This window comes from Bradyrhizobium sp. Kon56 (genome assembly GCF_055807635.1).
Genome location: NZ_JBVVOU010000059.1, coordinates 1 through 15,689 on the forward strand (window position 1 = coordinate 1; position 15,689 = coordinate 15,689).

Sequence of the window (15,689 nt, forward strand, 5' to 3'; positions counted from 1 at the left end):
TCGAGCCAGTCGATCAGCGGCCGGATCGAGGAGTACTCCTGATCCTCGATGATCGCGGTGTAGTAGAACGCCCTAAGCAGCGTCCCGCGGCTCTGAAACTCCTTCAGCAGGCGCTTGTAATCGATGTCGAAGCCCAGAGTTTTCGCCGTCGCGTAGAGATTGGCTCCATCGATGAAGAGCGCGATCTTGTCGGTAGGTGAGTGGGACATCTGTCCAGGCTTTCGGTGGAGCAACTCGGGATTAAAGCATCCCGGAAATTTGCGACGCGGATGTTTGGTCGCATTCTATATGGATGGCTACCGGAGATCGTCGAGTAGCGTCATACATTTAAGCTTCAAATAATATAAGACCTATGCAGGGCGTGGAACTCTACCACCGCCCGAAAGTTCTCCTGTCAAATTTGTAATGTATTCTCGATTTCCAAGTGCGTATTGAAGGTTTGCCTAATGAACGCCGGCGATTTTGCTCTCTTTGATTTGACCATACAAAGACGGGGTCGTGGCTGGCGGTGGTCCGTCATTGACCGGTCAGGCACCCCTCTGTTGACTGGCACCGAGTGCAGCAGGACTGCAGCTCATTACAAGGCCACCAGGGCAATCTTCCAAATGTTATTGACGGCTCCGTATCGCGTTCGAATTTCTCCAGCAGCCTGGTCGCTCGCCTCGAAGATTGAGGCGCCACGCACCTCCCTAGACCCAGGTAGAAGGCGCGGGTTGAGATCGAGGGGCTAAAAGGCTACGCGCCGCTCTAACGAGCTGCGTGCCGGCAGAAGATTGTCAATGAGGTCAAAGTTGATGAGAGGCGCGCGGTAAGAGCGGCGGAAACGGCGCATCTGATCACTGCATTTTTCGCCCGAGGTCTCTCAGGAGCGAGTGGAGAAAATCACTCGCATGGTCGTACCGCGCGCCGCCGCTGGCGATTTCACGGGCCCGCGGCTCCACTACACTACCGACGGTTTCTGGACCGAGTAGATCAGCTTTTTCAGACCATTGCTGCAGCAGGCGATCGGGAATGTATTCCGCAGACCCGAACAACGTCAAAAGGCAATCCTCGGCTTCGGCTTTGTGATCGTGATGAGCCTTCGCCCAGTACAAAGCGAATAGTCCACGAAAAGCATCACGGGAAACGGCTGGTTTTGCCATTGCAATGTCCCCGCAGAATTGAATTCTCAACGAAGAGGCCACCTAAAGGCGGCCTCAGGAGTTCATTAGTTGATCTAAATAACACGTACTGAAACGCCTGCCGCAGCGTTGCCGTTGCTTCAGAACCCGGGTGTAAATAGATGCGAGATGAACGTGCCAGCCCCGGTCACAGGAGCATGCCAACATGATTCGCTTCTGCCAACTAAAATCTGACGACTGCCGGGAAATTCTGGCAATCCCAAACCTATGTTAATTTATGTGACGTACGCGTCGAGCCGTTCGGCGAGCCAAGTATCATGATGATCTATCAGGTTACGTGCTCGATGAACTCGACAACGCCGTGAGTTTTGGTGCGCGACGAAGGTCGAAGCAAGGAAGGCCGCAGCGATGGTGGACGAACACCCCGTGGAACTTTGGTGCGATGGTCGTCGCCTCGCCTGTTTGCAGCCGTAGCTGGACTAGTCCGAAGCGCCGTCGAGGACGTCACGCACCTTCGCCGCCAGATCGCTGAAGCTGAATGGCTTCACGATCAGCTGCACGCCCTTGTCGAGCCGCCCATGGTGGATGATGGCGTTCCGCGCGTACCCGGTCGTGAACAGCACCTTCAAAGCGGGCCGAATTGTTTTCGCTTGAGCGGCGACCTGTGCACCTGTCAAGCCGCCGGGCAGAACGACGTCGGTGAAGAGGAGGTCGACACGCGGTTGCCGCTCAAGGAGCCTCAAGGCCGACGGCCCGTCGTGAGCCTCGATGACGCGGTACCCGAGTTCGCGGAGAGTCTCGACCGAATACGCCCTCACCTCGTCGTCGTCCTCAAGGACGAGGATGGTCTCTTCCTGTGCCGCTTCGGGATTTGGAGAGGCCTGGACTTGCTCGGCACCCGCCGCTTGCATCGCGAGCCGCGGCAAGTACAGCTTCACCGTCGTTCCCTGTCCCACTTCCGAGTAGATCTTGACGTGACCGCCGGACTGCTTGACGAAGCCATACACCTGGCTCAGCCCCAGTCCGGTGCCCTTGCCGACAGCTTTGGTCGTGAAAAAGGGCTCGAAAGCCTGAGCGACCGTTTTCGAATCCATGCCGACGCCCATGTCCGTGACCGCGATGGCAACGTACTGGCCCGGCACGACTTCGGTGTGCGCGGCGACGTAGGCGTCGTCGATGTGCGCATTGCTGGTCTCAATCGTCAGTCGACCGCCGTTCGTCATCGCGTCGCGGGCGTTCACGGCGAGATTGATGACAGCCGCCTCTAATTCGGCCGGGTCGGCTTCAACTCGCCACACGCCTGCACCCAGGACAGTTTCCACGTCGATCGTTTCGCCGAGCGTACGATGGATCATGTCCGACAGCCCGTTGACAAGTGCGTTCACATCGAGCGGCTTGGGATCGAGCGGTTGCCGACGCGAAAACGCCAGAAGTCGCTGGGTTAGGGTGGCTGCCCGTTGCGCGCCCGTCATCGCGTTTCGCGCCGCCCGCTGCAACCGACCCGATTCAGCCGGAAGATTGCGCTGCAGGGTGTCCAGATTACCCAGGATGATCTGCAGCAGATTGTTGAAATCGTGCGCCACGCCCCCGGTCAGTTGCCCGACGGCCTCCATCTTCTGCGACTGGCGCAAAGCTTCCTCGTTCTTGCGCAACTGCTCGGTCCGCTCGGTCACCTGTCGCTCCAGAGTGGCATTGAGCTCGACCAGCGCCTCTTGCGCCCGCTTCCGTTCCTCGATCTCTCGGTGCATGGCTTGGGACAGGCGGACGTTATCAATCGCGACCGCGGCCTCGGCGGCAAGCCCGGAAAGGCCGCGCTCCGAGCGCTCGTTGAACACGCCAGTTCGCGCGTGCCCGAAGAAAAGACCGCCGAGCACTTCACCGGTGCGGGATATGACCGATACAGCAAGGTAGCTCCGGACCGGCAGGTGGCCATCAGGCATCCCTTTGCGGGGCGAGTTCTTCCCGTAGCGCGGATCTTTGGTGATATCGTCCGAACGAACGATGCCTTGGCCCAGGAAGGTGGGCGCGAACACCTCCGTGTTGCGCGGCATCGGGAATTTCGAGAATGCCTCGATCGGCGCTCCGGCGAGCGTGTAGAGCATGTAGCTCTCGCCGGCTTTGTTGATGACGTTGTAAAAGAAGGCGCCGAACTCGGCCCCCGTAAGCGCCACGCCCGCATCCGTAACGATCTGAACCAGGCGCTCGAGGTCCGTCTCCGCTGCGAGCGTCGAGCCGGCCCGGTTGAGCACTTCGAGCGCGTGCCGCTCTTCTCGGATAGCTTCCTCCGCCTCGCGCTGCGCCGTGCGGTCCCTCAGGATCTTGATGAATCCTACGACGTTCGATTTATCCCGGATCGGGCTGAGCTCTCCGACGGCCCAAAAACGTGAGGCATCCTTGCGAAGGCGCCAACCTTCTTCGCCGCCGCCCTTGCCCTTTGTCATCGCGTCGGCGATTTCACGGCTAAGCTGGGCCTCTTGGTCCTCCTCCGCAAAGACCCGGCTCAAGGAGCGGCCGATCATCTCCTCTTCCGTCCAGCCGAGAATGTTGCAAGCGCCAATGTTCCAACTCGTCACCCGGCCACGCAGGTCGGTAGTGATGATGGCGGTATCCGTCGCGCCGTTGACGATTTGCCTCCACTGCCATGCGGCAATTTCCGGCTTTTGATCTTCGCTATTCCGCGTCATGAGCCTCCCAGCGGGCCGCGCTCTTCTGGCGCCGACACGTCGGACACGCCGGCCGTCCGTCACTTGCTTGATTGATGGATTGCCCCCATTGGCATGGGGCAACGATCAACGAAGGTTCCAGTTCCTCAATAGCTTACCGTGGTACCTCTCACCGTGGAGCCGGTTGCACCTGAATCGCTCGGGACGACGTAAAGCTCCAGAGCAGGAGGCGCGCGCCAAGAGAACGTCCACTCGGGACCGGGATATGGAGCCGCAGCGGCGCATTCGGCGTGCGTTGCGCGCCCCGCGAACATGGGAAGCCGCGGCCTGCCTGGCATGTTGAGCGGGCGGCTGTTGAAAGTTTAAGGCTTCGAAGCTGGCCCGGTACAGTGGTCGATTACTTCGTCTTTGCTGCTGATCGGCGCCCCTGGAAGCGTATCGTTTTCCGTGCTCGCTGGGCTCGCTTCCCTGAACGAACTGCTGCTCCCGGTGTCGGCTTTACTCAAGCCACCACTGTTCCCATCTTCGAGGGGCGCGGCCTCATCATTGAGCTCGAAGAAGAACGTCGGCATGTCCGCAAATGCCGAGTGCCGTTAGCCGTTCCTAGTTCTTATTGGCGGCGGGAAAAATGCCGAGGACCTCGCCGTCTGCATTCCGAACGGTGACAGTTCGCCCGGTTGTCTCGGCCATCCGCTTCCCCACGGCGCAGGCCTCCTCCGCATTTTCCACATCGAGAGCGACCACCGACAGCTTTGTTGCGCCAGCTCCTATGACGGCGATATCGAAGGGTTTGCTATAAGCCATATGGCGCAACTCCTGCTGCTGGCGGGTAGCGCGATCCTTGCTTGCTGCAACCGTGATTTAAGGATGAGACACTTTGTACACAAGTGAACACGGAACCTGGCCGCTCCCCGAATTGGCGATACGCGAGCGAACGGAGACCCTTAGACTTCCGACATCACCATCCGTAGAAGTTCTTGGCGATGGCCAGTGTCTCAAGTTCGCTCGTCTCTAAAGCAATCTTTTGAACCAGCATCACATCCCCTTCGACCAGCTCACCAACCGGAACAAAGCACCATCCCATTCCTAGTCGACCGGATGCATCGACCTCGCGGACATTGGCCGATGTGCCATGACGGATGCGGTAGCGGGTACCCGTGTCGGACCCGACCACCTCGAAATAGCCCTTCCCGTCGAACTGGGCGCGCTGCTGCGGAGTGAGCCAGCCGCGGAGCAGGCACAAGCCCTTTCTCCGCCTTTCCTCCTGACAGCTCCGGTAGAAAAGCCTACACGCCCGACGCCGAAAGAGGCTGAGGTAATGGAAATTGACCAAATCAATCTCGTTCATCTGAAAGGGTGAGGAAGCCCAGTGGAAGATGCCGAGAAGCCAGCGCGTGTTCCTATGCACGATGCGCGCCGATTGCCGCCTTGGGACTCACGGTTCTGCATCCGCATCGAACGGCCCACGACCGCTGAAGTTGCTGGTCTCAGGGAGCGGAATGCGGCCGGAGGGATCCATCGCCTTCGAGGGGCATCCGCAAGGTGAACTTGGTTTCTGTGTCGGTCGAGTCGACCCCGATTGAACCTCCGTGCGCCTTCGCTATTTCAGACGCGATGTACAGACCAAGTCCCAATCCTTGAGAAGGGCCGTGCGCCTTTCCTCGGTAGAACGGCTGAAACAGGCGCGTCCGCGCCTCTTCCGGAATAGCCGCACCTCCATTCGCCACCGAGAGCTCAAACATTTCTGCTTTGGCGGTAGCTTGGACCCGCACTGGCTGATCCGGCGCGCCGTGGCTGATTGCGTTGCCGAGCAGGTTCGAGAACAACTGGGCGATACGGGCCGGATCGCAGAAGACCGGTGTCTCGACCTCGAAGCTGGTTTCGATGCGGCGTTCCGGATGGGCCGCCGTCAATTCGGCGACGACCTGGTCGAGCACGGGTTCAATCGCCGTAATTGACTTGGACAGCGAGATGCCTCCGCCAAGGCGGCCTCGTGCCAGATCCATGACGCTCTCGATCATCTTGGCCATTCGCCCGACGCTGCTCTGCATCATGGCCTCGAGCCGCAGCGCGTCTTCCGGCGTCTTGGCCTTGAGCATCAGCCGTGCACCGGCCGCAATGGATGCGAGAGGGTTGCGTAGGTCGTGGCCGAGCACGGCGATGAACTGCTCACGCAACTCCGCGTTTGCGCGCTCCTGCTGCAGACGCTCTTCCAGCGCCGACTTGAGCTCATCGCTTTCCTTCCGGGCGTCGATGAGCTCGCGCTCGTAGCGACGCCGGTCCGTGGCCCGCATGATTGTCAGGCGGGTGAACAGAAGCGCGTCCGCGTCGGAGCGCCGCTCACGGGCGTTGGCGATCGCCGGAAGCCGCGCCCCGCTCTTGGTGAGGAGATCGAGGGCGAACTCGTCGAAGAAGCCCTGCATGCGCAGCAGCGGCGCCACGTGGGTCTCCAGGAATATGCGTCCCGCCATGTTGAGCAGGTCGCTCAGTCGCATCCCAGGAAGGTCGTCCGGCTGATAGCCCATCCAGCCCGCCAGCGTTCGATTGGCACGATCGATGCGGCCGTCCGGACGAACGGAGAGGTACCCGCATGGCGCGTTTTCGTAGAGGTCCTCGAAATCGCTGTCGGCGGGGTAATTATTGTTCACTCAGACGAAATCTCGGATTGCGGCAACGACTTCCTCGGGCGCGCTCAGGTTGGGACAATGGCCGGTTGCCTTCAGAACCACCATTTTGCTGTTCGCGATGTTGCGCTGCACGTACGCACCCACCTGCTGCCCGGCGATGATGTCTTCGCTGCACTGGAGGATCAGCGTGCGAGCGTTGACCTTGGCCAGGTCCGCGCGATTGTCGGAGAGGAACGTGACCCGGGCTAACTCCTTGGCGATCGCGGGATCGGTCCGGCAGAAGCTGTTGATCAGTTCCTCGCCGAGTTCGGGACGATCGGGATTACCCATGATGGCGGGCGCCATCTGCGCCGACCACCCCATGTGGTTCTCTTCTAGAAAGGAAAGAAGCTCCTCGATCTGTTGAGCGCTGAAACCGCCGACATAGTCGCCGTCATCGATGTAGCGCGCCGAAGGCCCCACAAGGATAAGGCTTTCGAACAACGAGGGGTCCTTGTTCGCCGCCAAAACCCCGATCATGGCGCTGACGGAGTGCCCTACGAAGACCGCGCCCTTCAGCCCGAGCGTCTGACCGATCTCGACGACGTCGTCGGCATAACCAGACAATTTGGAATACTTCTGACGATCGTAAGCGGTGAGGTCAGAGCGGCCCGCTCCGACGTGGTCGAACAGCACCGTGCTGAAATTTGCCTCGAACGCGGGCGCCACGAACCGCCACATGTTCTGATCGCACCCGAACCCATGAGCGAACATCATCGCACGATCGCCGCGGCCGCGGACTTGCACGTTGTTGCGGAACTCGATCGACACTTGGTACCCCTTAAGCGTGAGACAGTTCTTATCGTTTCGACAAACCTAGGGTGAACTGAACCCCGATGCATCCCTTTCCGGCGCCCGGCAGCTATGACGTTCGAATGAGAAGATCCGACAAAGCCTGGACCAATTGCGCCGGCGCGAACGGCTTGGGCAGGAGGATGCTGCGGGGCACGCCATTGGAGGCCCATCGGTGGGCGCTATCGCCGGAGACGTACAGGATCCCGCAGCTTGGGTCGTTCCCGCGTGCGAGGCGAGCCAGCCCCCATCCGTCCATCCTGGCGCGGCCGAGATTGATGTCAGTGACCACAGCTCGCGGAAGGGGCGTTCTGATGAGCAAACGGGCGGCCTCTTCGCCCGATGCGGCGCTAACAACCCCGTAACCGGCCTCGATCAAGGTCTCTTCCAGCATCTCGCGGAGAAGTGCTTCGTCCTCAACCAGAAGAATGGTCGATCCTTCTGCGGGCGGGGAGTTGCTCAGGTGCATCCTCTCGCATCTCCTGTCAAAATGGCATCCGCAGTCCCGATGACGCAGGTCACCCACCTCAACGTAGAAAAGGACGAAGCGTTCACTTCTTCTCGCCGGGTCGCGCTCAGCAAGCAATCAGTGAAAATGTTGGCGCAGATTTGGCGATGGTGCCAGCCGCAGTCAATTCGCCATTGGTTCGGCCAGAGACGCACCTTACGCAAGGCGGAACTTCGGTAAGGCTCCCGCCAGGCGCCCATCCGGTCCCGGTGCTATTGCCCCGTGCGGACGAGGTCGAGAAACCGATTCCAGGCGATCTTGGGAACGAGCCGCCGCTGGTCTCCGGGCATGCTGTCGTCCATCATCTTGTTCGCCAGGCGCTGCACTTCCTTGGAGGCCTTGCTGATATGACCGGCATCAAAGGGCGGATGCGGATCGTATTCGATGACCAGTTGGATGGCCTCGGCCCGCTCACGGCCCGCAATCTCGCCGGCCAGCCAGAGCGCCAGGTCGATGCCAGCCGAGACGCCCGCCGCCGTGACGACTTTCCCAGACCGGACGACGCGCTCATCGGGCCTGGGCTTCGCACCCATGATCCGCAGCACGCCCATCTTGTACCAGTGCGTCGTCGCCGGCTGCCCTTTCAGGATTCCCGCCGCGCCAAAGATCAAAGCTCCCGTGCAGACCGAAGCCGTCCACACCGAGGTTCGGTGCACCTTCCGCAGCCAATCGAGGACCTCGTCGTCGACCATCTGACCGGGGGTGGTCGAGCCTCCGGGAACGACGAGCACGTCGGGACAGATCGTCTCCGAGATCGAGCGGGTGGCTCCGAGTAGAAGCCCGCCGCCTTCCGCCACCACCGGTCCGACTTCCTTGCCGACGAACTGCACCTTCGCCCCGGGAATGCGCGACAGCACTTCCCAGGGCCCGACCGCATCGAGCGCCGTCACACCCTGATAGAGAAGGATTGCGATCTCAACAGAAGCTGCCATTCGAAAGTCTCCTTGAAGGGTCCGGCGCTGACCGGCGACAACCTCAACAGTGCAAGTCAGGCCAGGCTGCTTTCCGTTGCGGCCTGAAGCCGACGGCGAGGATCTCTGTCGACATCAGTCGATCGCCTCCACCCCTTCCTCCTTTAGCCGCTCGATCTGGTCCTTCATCTCCTTCAGCCGCTCGGCGGAATGTCCGTCCATTGGCTGACCTCGCCGATAACGCGGAGTGGCTCGCGCGACCGGTAGGACTGCGTGGGGTTTCCAGGGAATTTCCTGTCGGTCAAGTTGGGATCATCCACGATCTCCCCGGTCGGCTCGACGATGTAGATTCTCTCCGCGCCGTCGCCGTGTGCCAGCTCTGCGCCCCAAATGGCTGCTTCCAAAGTACCCGTGAGATAGAGCCAGGATGCCTGAGCCCGCCTTCCGTAATTGGAGCGAAAACCGGCAGCGATCAGGTCCCCCGGCTTCAAGTCGGCCCGGGTGCCGTGGTAGGACAGTCTCGTTCCGCTCATTGAAAAAACCTCGAAAATGATCCTGGGCTCGCGCGCTCAGCAGCAGCGCCTGGCGTAAGTTTACGAAGCGAAAAGAGTTAAATTTTGGCCGGTCAGCGCTTACAGTTCGGTCGAGCTGAACCGCCGAATCAAAAGAGTTGAGAATGCAATATCGAGCCTGCATCGTTGATGCGAATGGTCGCGAGAACTCCCGCACGTTCGCCTGTGCCAACGACGAGGACGCCATCGTCTGGGCGAGGCAGATGCTGCACGGCAATTCAGTCGAGCTCTGGTGCGGTGAGCGACTGGTGAAGCGTTTGCCGGTTTCAGAGGACAGCCGCGCCGTAACGCATGAGGTGCATGAAGGTCGAATGGTGCCAAAAGCAAAAGAATGAGCTACCTGCGAAACCGCTATGGAGCCGCGATGCTAACCGTCTCCTCAATGATCCTCAATTCGTCGCCCTCGCCAGCCAGGATTGCGCTGTAGTAGCCGCGGAAAGGCTGATCGCCCACTTTGGCCTGCCATTCTCCGACGTTAAGTATGAACGATCCTTCTGTGCGAGATACGACGCGCCTGACGGAGTAGTCGTGCAGTCCTATCTTTAGGGCTTCTTGAAAACTGCGCCGTATGGCATCGCGACCCTGGAAGATTCCGCTAGGAGTAACTCTGATTGCATCCTCGGCGAATGCTGCCGCCATTGCGTCAACGTCGCCTCGGTTGTACGCGGATGCGAAATTCTTCTGAAAATTGGCGCTCGCACTCTCGGCGGATAGCTTCTCTTGGGCACCAAGTGACGGGGATACAGAGAGCATGAAGGCGACCGTGAACAAGGTTCTCAGCATCAATGGCTCCGTGTCAGTAGTTGCAGCTCAGGCCGACTTGAGTACCCTGATGCGATCGCCGGTCTGATGGTTGATCTTCTCGCTGAGGTCGGGTCAACGAGACCGGAGGGGTGACGAGGCAGAGCTCAAGAAGCCTGGTTCACGCGGGGGCTGTTGGTCATGCTGCGTTTCCCCGGGGGCTCCGCATCAAGACGAACGGAGGTCCACGGTTCCCTCCGGCCGCTGTTCGCGCAATCAAGTCCTGTAGCGGCCACTCGACGCCACACACGCTCGTGGCCCTCGCCGAGGCGAAACACGGCATTGCCATCATCCCCTCGCAGTTTCGTTTGCGAAACCACGACCTCCGGATCGTGGGCCTGACCTACAACCGCAAGCCGCTCCGAGAAGGCATGATGCTGTTGTGGGACAAGCGCCGTCCTCTTCCCCGTTACGCGGACGCTTACAGTAAGATGCTGGCGGAACACGTTCGTCGGGTCTTCCCGATCACGCGTCCTTCCGACGTACTTCGCTAAACCGAGGTACTGCACGTCGCAGCCAAGCGGCGAATGTCGCGATAACGCGTCCGAAAAACGCTTTGGTTACTCAGGTAAGAAGGTGGAACCTCAACAGCGAACGAATTTGCGGACGGCACATATTTAACTTATGTTAAGTGGGCGCGAGGATAAATTGGAGTGATCCAATGCGCGATAAACATCTGCTTTTCCATGTTTGCGGGATCAAGAGACGCTTATTCGTGTCCGGGCAGGCACCGAGTTGTCTGCCAGACTGGTCGAGCGCTCCGAAGAGCAGCTACGCGTTTCCTCGATCTTCTAAAAATTGAAATCCCGAAGGTTTGGCCGCTTACGGGCTGAAGGTACATCTGAGCGATCTTCGTTCTCCATTCGTCCGCCTGTTTGTTACCTGGCTGCAAGCGCCACCGCTTCACCGAAGGCTGCGATGGAGTGATGCTGCAGGACCACGGTAAATGCGCAAAACCTAATCTGAGCAAATCCGGTCACACGCTCGCGCGGCGGTCTGATCGGGCCCGATAAGCCAACAAAGGTCACGGCACTTGCTGTTTGTCCCAGGTCGGGCCACGCTTCGTCTGTCTGGAAGATCGGTGACAATGGGAACGCTGCATGCAGCCGATTACGCAATACGCCAAAAGCGGCGACGTTCACATTGCCTACCAGAACTTCGGTTCGGGCCCAATCAACGTGGTGATGGTTCCGGGATTTGTGTCAAACGTGGAGAACTACTGGGAGCAGCCCGACTTCGCGCGCTTCCTTCGTCGCTTGAGCAGCTATGCTCGGGTAGTGACTTTCGACAAGCGTGGCACCGGCGGCTCCGACCGCGTTTCAGAGCTGCCAAGCCTGGACATTCGCATGGACGACCTCCGCGCGGTCATGGATGCCGCAGGTATGGAGCAGGCGGCCCTCCTCGGGATCTCGGAAGGCGCGCCCCTGTCCGTACTGTTTGCAGCGACCTATCCCGAGCGTTGCCGGGCGCTGGCACTATACGGCAGCTTTTCTCGCTTCTCTTACTGGTTTCCAAGCGACGAGGCGCTTGCAAACTTCTTTGGGTATGTCGAGAAAGCCTGGGGTAGCGGCGGCAGCATCCAACGGTTTGCGCCGTCGCGCGCCAACGACATTGGGTTCCAACAATGGTGGGGTCGAAACGAACGCCTCGGCGCCAGCCCATCCGCAGTGACCGCCCTGATGCGCATGAACAGCCAAATCGACATCAGCGGCATCCTTCCAGCAGTCCGGGTACCGACCCTTGTGCTTCATCGCACGGACGACCAGGTCGTCGACGTCGCCGGCGGGCGAGATGTAGCCGCCCATATTCCGGGTGCCAAGCTCATCGAGTTTCCAGGCATCGATCATATCTTCTACGTCGGCGAGGGCGCAGAAGCCATCTCAGACGCGATCGAGGAGTTCCTCACGGGCGCGCCCGCGCGCATCGAGGCGGATCGCGTGCTGGCGACCGTTCTGTTCACTGATATCGTAGGCTCGACGGAGAAAGCCGCAAGCCTCGGTGACCTGCGCTGGCGCAATCTGCTCGACGACCATCATACAACGATCCGCCGCGTACTTGCGCGTTTCCGTGGCCGCGAGGTGAAGACGACCGGCGATGGCTTTCTTGCTACTTTTGATGGTCCCGCGCGTGGCGTCCGCTGCGCTTGCGCCATCGTCGATGAGATCAAGCTGCTCGGCATCGAGGTCCGCGCCGGGCTTCACACAGGCGAGTGCGAAGTAATCGGTGACGATGTTGGCGGTATTGCTGTTCACATAGGCGCGCGGGTTGCGGCACTTGCTGGTCGAAGCGAGGTCTTGGTCTCGAGTACTGTCAAAGACTTGGTAGCAGGTTCTGGCCTGCGCTTCGACGACCGCGGCGCCCAATCCCTTAAGGGTATCCCCGGTGAGTGGCGCATATTCGCAACTGAACGCTAGAGAGATCTCAGGTTGACTCATCGTTTGCGAGGCGGCGGTGACCCCGACCCGGCGCAGTGGCGCGAAGAGGTTTGGCGACGCAGTTTTCCACTTCAGCGACAAGTCGGCATCTGCTCATTCATAGTCTCAGGTCCGAGCGTTCGTCTTGGGCCTCGCGTGGCCGCGACTGCGGCGATCGTCGCCTTGGGCGGCGTAAGCACGGTTTTGTTAGTCACCGGCACTTCTGCTCTGGCGCAGCGATGTCGTGCCCGCCGTTTTGCTCAAATATTGGATTTCGTCGTCGCTTCCTCATCCGGCGGGATTGCCTGAACTATTTCAGCCGAAATTCCAAATTCATCGACAAGAATTTGGGTTCGCTCCGCTAGAGTGATTTCCCGTTTACTAACGACGTTGTCGCAACTTATCTCCGTTCGGGTAAGACGACCAAGATTGAGAATGCGATCTGGAAAGTGACGACCGATAAATATCGCCTCGTTGAACGGCGAACGCTTCCGATCTCGCAAGGCGGACAAAGCGTATTGTGCCATGAATACCAAGTGGTCGACGGGTCCAGGCTTGAGATCGAGGCGTGTGATCATTGGCACTTGACGGTTTGAACCAGGGTACCACTGCACGTCAAACTCTTCTCCGCGAGGGACGGCTTGTACGTCGTGAATACCTCCTCCCGTTTTGGCAAACCGGCCCACAATCAACGGCAACGCCGAGAAGGCGGCAAGCTGCGCATCGACCAAATACTCAACGTCGGCGATCCGGACGAGCACTGTGCCATGATTCCCCTCGTGTTCGATGCCTTCCATCATCACTGAGCCCAATATTCGCCGCGCATCAAAGCCGATGGCGCACAATAGTGAGCAAAGGGCACCATTGGTCGGGAAACAGGTGCCCCCCGTTCCATGTTCTAACCAGTTCTCAAAGAACTCGGCCGGTTCTCCGCCAGTCACCGGCTGCGATTTATTACTCGACAGCCAGATACGTTTCTGAATGTTGTCATTGGGTATGTGGCCGGAATATGCAGCGTAGATCTGGTTCAATCCGGTGAGATCGACCCTTGGCCTGCTTGGCAGACCCAACTTCGACTTCACGGCGTTCAAGAGTTCAGCCGAGATCATGATGCGCACTCCTACGACTGCGTTCACTCACTCTTTGAGTAGCACGTCCGTCAAATGGGGTCGCGAATCTCGTGGTTGCGACCCCGTCTGATCTGGCCTCGGCCGTTCCGCTGGCTCTAAGCCTGTCGAAAGTCCTGCTGGCGGACCCAGGTACATCGGGTGGGGTCATCGCCTTGAGATGCCCCACGTACTGATGCGACCGTCTGTGACGAAATCGAAGGGATTGAACTTATCAGTGGTCCCGCAAAGCGGGACCAACACTGGTGGTGCCGTGGGGCAGCACTGTGCTGCCTCTCCAAGATCAAGATACGGATTTGTGGACCTGCGCGGGCGGGCGACCCTGCCGGGTTGTCCTACATTCTTTTAGATCCTGAATCCAAGCCGACCGGACCGGGAAAACTTGGAACTTCTCAGCCCAGCGTAGGTTGTGCCCTGCACCTACGGGAGGACGATTATGAACAAGAAACTTCTTCTTCTGCTAACGGCTGCCTCGCTTCTGGCGGGTCCGTCGTTTGCGCAAAACCCGCCGGCCACTGATCGGCCCAACAATAACGCGGTCAACAGTTCCGGTCAGAACAATTCCAACAAGCCGGTCGCTGGCGCAAACAGTTTCACCGAGGGCCAGGCCAAGGCGAAGATCGAGGACGCGGGCTACACCAACGTCACATCCCTCAAGAAGGACGACAACGGCGTTTGGCGCGGAAAGGCCAGTAAAGGCGGCACCTCGACCGATGTCAGTCTGGACTTCCAGGGCAACGTGAACGCGGCGAAATAACCTGCGCCCACCAAAATTGAGAGGGATTCAAGATGACCGTCACGATTTCACGTCTCTACGATAACTACTCCGATGCGCAGCGCGCGGTGACGAGCCTGGAGGCCGCGGGCGTGCCGCATTCGGATTTGAGCATCGTCGCGAACAATTCCGACAACTGGTACAGCACCGACAAGAAGGTCGATCGAGATCGAGATGGGGTTGATGATCGGGCTGAAGGTGCGGCCACGGGAGCGGGCGTCGGCGCAGGGCTCGGTGGCGCGGCCGGCTTGCTCGCGGGCCTTGGCTTGTTGGCTATACCCGGCCTGGGCCCGGTCGTGGCGGCCGGATGGCTTGCGTCGACCGCGCTGGGTGCCGCAGCTGGTGGCGCTACGGGCGGGGTGGTCGGCGCGTTGACGCAGGCTGGTGTATCCGATGAGGAAGCTCCGCTCTATGCCGAAGGTGTGAGGCGCGGCGGCACGCTGGTTTCAGCGCGTGTGCCCGACGCGGACCGCGCGCGATACGAAGCGATCCTGAACCAGTCTGCAGTCAATCTGCGCGACCGGAGCGCAGCCTGGCAGAAGGCCGGCTGGAAGACTTACGATCCCTCCGCTCAGCCTTATGGTGCGGAGGAGGTCCGGAGAGAACGGCAGCTCTACGGCACCGGAGTGCGATGAATTAGCCGGCGGCCCGCCCCAGGCGGGCCGCCCTTTTTCTTGCACGGTTACCAATCATCGAACCGAGGAGCCGAATATGAGCCGCGGAATGCCATCGATGACCGCCCTGTTGGGTATGCTCGCAATCGCCGGTTATCAAAATCGGGACAAGTTGGCCGACATGTTTCGCAGTGCGACCTCCGGTCAGCCGGCGGGTGCCAAGGATTCCCTGAGCGGCATGCTCGGCAACCTTGGTGGCCTTGTGGGGGGCGGCGGCGTGGGTTCGCTCCTGAACGGAGGGATCGGCGAGTTGCTCGAGCACTTCAAGCAGAACGGACAGGGCGAGGCGGCTCAATCCTGGATCAATCAGGGTCCAAATCGGGAAGTCACCCCGCCCGAACTCCAGCAGGCTATCGGTCCGGACGTCCTTCAAAAGCTGGAGCAGCAGACCGGCTTGTCGCAGCAGGAGATCCTCGACCGATTGTCCCGAGAGCTTCCGACGGCCGTGGACAAATACACGCCTGATGGACGTCTTCCGGCTCCATCGGCGGGATAATCACAGCGATAGAGAGAGACATGGGCATTATCTGGACGATCATCATCGGCTTCATCGCAGGCATCATCGCGAAGTTCATCATGCCCGGCGATAACGAGCCCTCGGGTTTCATCCTGACCACCATCCTGGGAATAGTGGGCGCGTTCGTTGCGACCTATCTTGGCCAATC

General features: G+C 59.9%; 17 protein-coding genes and 2 pseudogenes. 7 read left to right on the plus strand and 12 right to left on the minus strand.

The window, feature by feature from the left end; genetic code table 11:
- From AC0L3B_RS36865 to arr, 10 genes and pseudogenes are all read right to left on the minus strand, one after another.
- Nucleotides 1-209, minus strand: a 209-nt coding sequence (locus tag AC0L3B_RS36865; protein WP_473382322.1) for an NYN domain-containing protein, incomplete at its 3' end; no start/stop codon positions are given.
- Nucleotides 210-836: 627 nt separating this feature from the next.
- Nucleotides 837-1,142: a hypothetical protein gene (locus tag AC0L3B_RS36870; RefSeq protein ID WP_085357201.1), complete on the minus strand. Its 306-nt coding sequence runs from the start codon at nucleotides 1,140-1,142 to the stop codon at nucleotides 837-839.
- A gap of 458 nt (nucleotides 1,143-1,600) precedes the next feature.
- Nucleotides 1,601-3,805, minus strand: coding sequence for a PAS domain S-box protein (locus tag AC0L3B_RS36875; protein WP_473382325.1), 2,205 nt, complete (start codon nucleotides 3,803-3,805; stop codon nucleotides 1,601-1,603).
- Nucleotides 3,806-4,387: 582 nt separating this feature from the next.
- Nucleotides 4,388-4,588 (minus strand): hypothetical protein, encoded by a 201-nt coding sequence (locus AC0L3B_RS36880; RefSeq protein WP_473382327.1) that lies wholly within the window; start codon nucleotides 4,586-4,588, stop codon nucleotides 4,388-4,390.
- Nucleotides 4,589-4,742: 154 nt separating this feature from the next.
- Nucleotides 4,743-5,132 (minus strand): hypothetical protein, encoded by a 390-nt coding sequence (locus tag AC0L3B_RS36885; protein ID WP_473382355.1) that lies wholly within the window; start codon nucleotides 5,130-5,132, stop codon nucleotides 4,743-4,745.
- A gap of 139 nt (nucleotides 5,133-5,271) precedes the next feature.
- Nucleotides 5,272-6,432: a PAS domain-containing sensor histidine kinase gene (locus AC0L3B_RS36890; protein WP_473382329.1), complete on the minus strand. Its 1,161-nt coding sequence runs from the start codon at nucleotides 6,430-6,432 to the stop codon at nucleotides 5,272-5,274.
- Nucleotides 6,433-7,167 (minus strand): alpha/beta fold hydrolase, encoded by a 735-nt coding sequence (locus tag AC0L3B_RS36895; protein ID WP_473382357.1) that lies wholly within the window; start codon nucleotides 7,165-7,167, stop codon nucleotides 6,433-6,435.
- 145 nt (nucleotides 7,168-7,312) lie between these two features.
- On the minus strand, nucleotides 7,313-7,711 hold the full coding sequence (locus tag AC0L3B_RS36900; protein ID WP_473382332.1) for a response regulator: 399 nt from the start codon (nucleotides 7,709-7,711) through the stop codon (nucleotides 7,313-7,315).
- 251 nt (nucleotides 7,712-7,962) lie between these two features.
- Nucleotides 7,963-8,682: a DJ-1/PfpI family protein gene (locus AC0L3B_RS36905; protein ID WP_473382335.1), complete on the minus strand. Its 720-nt coding sequence runs from the start codon at nucleotides 8,680-8,682 to the stop codon at nucleotides 7,963-7,965.
- Nucleotides 8,683-8,796: 114 nt separating this feature from the next.
- Nucleotides 8,797-9,194: pseudogene (gene arr / locus AC0L3B_RS36910) on the minus strand (NAD(+)--rifampin ADP-ribosyltransferase).
- Nucleotides 9,195-9,337: 143 nt separating this feature from the next.
- Between arr and AC0L3B_RS36915 the strand changes: the two are divergent.
- The gene (locus AC0L3B_RS36915) at nucleotides 9,338-9,568 is read left to right on the plus strand and encodes a hypothetical protein (RefSeq protein ID WP_085357349.1); all 231 of its coding nucleotides are present in this window, start codon (nucleotides 9,338-9,340) and stop codon (nucleotides 9,566-9,568) included.
- A gap of 16 nt (nucleotides 9,569-9,584) precedes the next feature.
- Here AC0L3B_RS36915 and AC0L3B_RS36920 read toward each other — a convergent pair whose 3' ends face one another.
- A complete protein-coding gene (locus AC0L3B_RS36920) occupies nucleotides 9,585-10,016 on the minus strand; it encodes a nuclear transport factor 2 family protein (protein WP_473382337.1) in 432 nt (143 codons plus the stop codon).
- 272 nt (nucleotides 10,017-10,288) lie between these two features.
- Here AC0L3B_RS36920 and AC0L3B_RS36925 point away from each other — a divergent pair, with 272 nt between their 5' ends.
- Both AC0L3B_RS36925 and AC0L3B_RS36930 read left to right on the plus strand, forming a co-directional pair.
- Nucleotides 10,289-10,528, plus strand: a complete 240-nt coding sequence (locus AC0L3B_RS36925) for a hypothetical protein (protein WP_473382340.1) — start codon at nucleotides 10,289-10,291, stop codon at nucleotides 10,526-10,528.
- Between the two features lie 606 nt (nucleotides 10,529-11,134).
- A complete protein-coding gene (locus tag AC0L3B_RS36930) occupies nucleotides 11,135-12,448 on the plus strand; it encodes an adenylate/guanylate cyclase domain-containing protein (RefSeq protein ID WP_473382343.1) in 1,314 nt (437 codons plus the stop codon).
- A 260-nt stretch (nucleotides 12,449-12,708) separates the two neighbouring features.
- Here the strand turns inward: AC0L3B_RS36930 and AC0L3B_RS36935 are convergent, their stop codons facing one another.
- Nucleotides 12,709-13,557 carry an arylamine N-acetyltransferase gene (locus tag AC0L3B_RS36935; protein ID WP_473382346.1) on the minus strand — a complete coding sequence of 283 codons (849 nt, stop codon included), beginning with the start codon at nucleotides 13,555-13,557 and terminating at the stop codon, nucleotides 12,709-12,711.
- A gap of 454 nt (nucleotides 13,558-14,011) precedes the next feature.
- On the opposite strand from AC0L3B_RS36935, the gene AC0L3B_RS36940 reads away from it, so the two are divergent.
- The 4 genes and pseudogenes from AC0L3B_RS36940 to AC0L3B_RS36955 form a co-directional block, all read left to right on the plus strand.
- Nucleotides 14,012-14,332 carry a hypothetical protein gene (locus AC0L3B_RS36940; RefSeq protein ID WP_473382349.1) on the plus strand — a complete coding sequence of 107 codons (321 nt, stop codon included), beginning with the start codon at nucleotides 14,012-14,014 and terminating at the stop codon, nucleotides 14,330-14,332.
- Nucleotides 14,333-14,364: 32 nt separating this feature from the next.
- Nucleotides 14,365-14,985, plus strand: a complete 621-nt coding sequence (locus AC0L3B_RS36945; protein ID WP_473382351.1) for a hypothetical protein — start codon at nucleotides 14,365-14,367, stop codon at nucleotides 14,983-14,985.
- A 76-nt stretch (nucleotides 14,986-15,061) separates the two neighbouring features.
- Nucleotides 15,062-15,520, plus strand: a complete 459-nt coding sequence (locus tag AC0L3B_RS36950) for a YidB family protein (RefSeq protein WP_085352471.1) — start codon at nucleotides 15,062-15,064, stop codon at nucleotides 15,518-15,520.
- 20 nt (nucleotides 15,521-15,540) lie between these two features.
- Nucleotides 15,541-15,689, plus strand: a pseudogene (locus tag AC0L3B_RS36955) (GlsB/YeaQ/YmgE family stress response membrane protein); the annotation flags it as partial.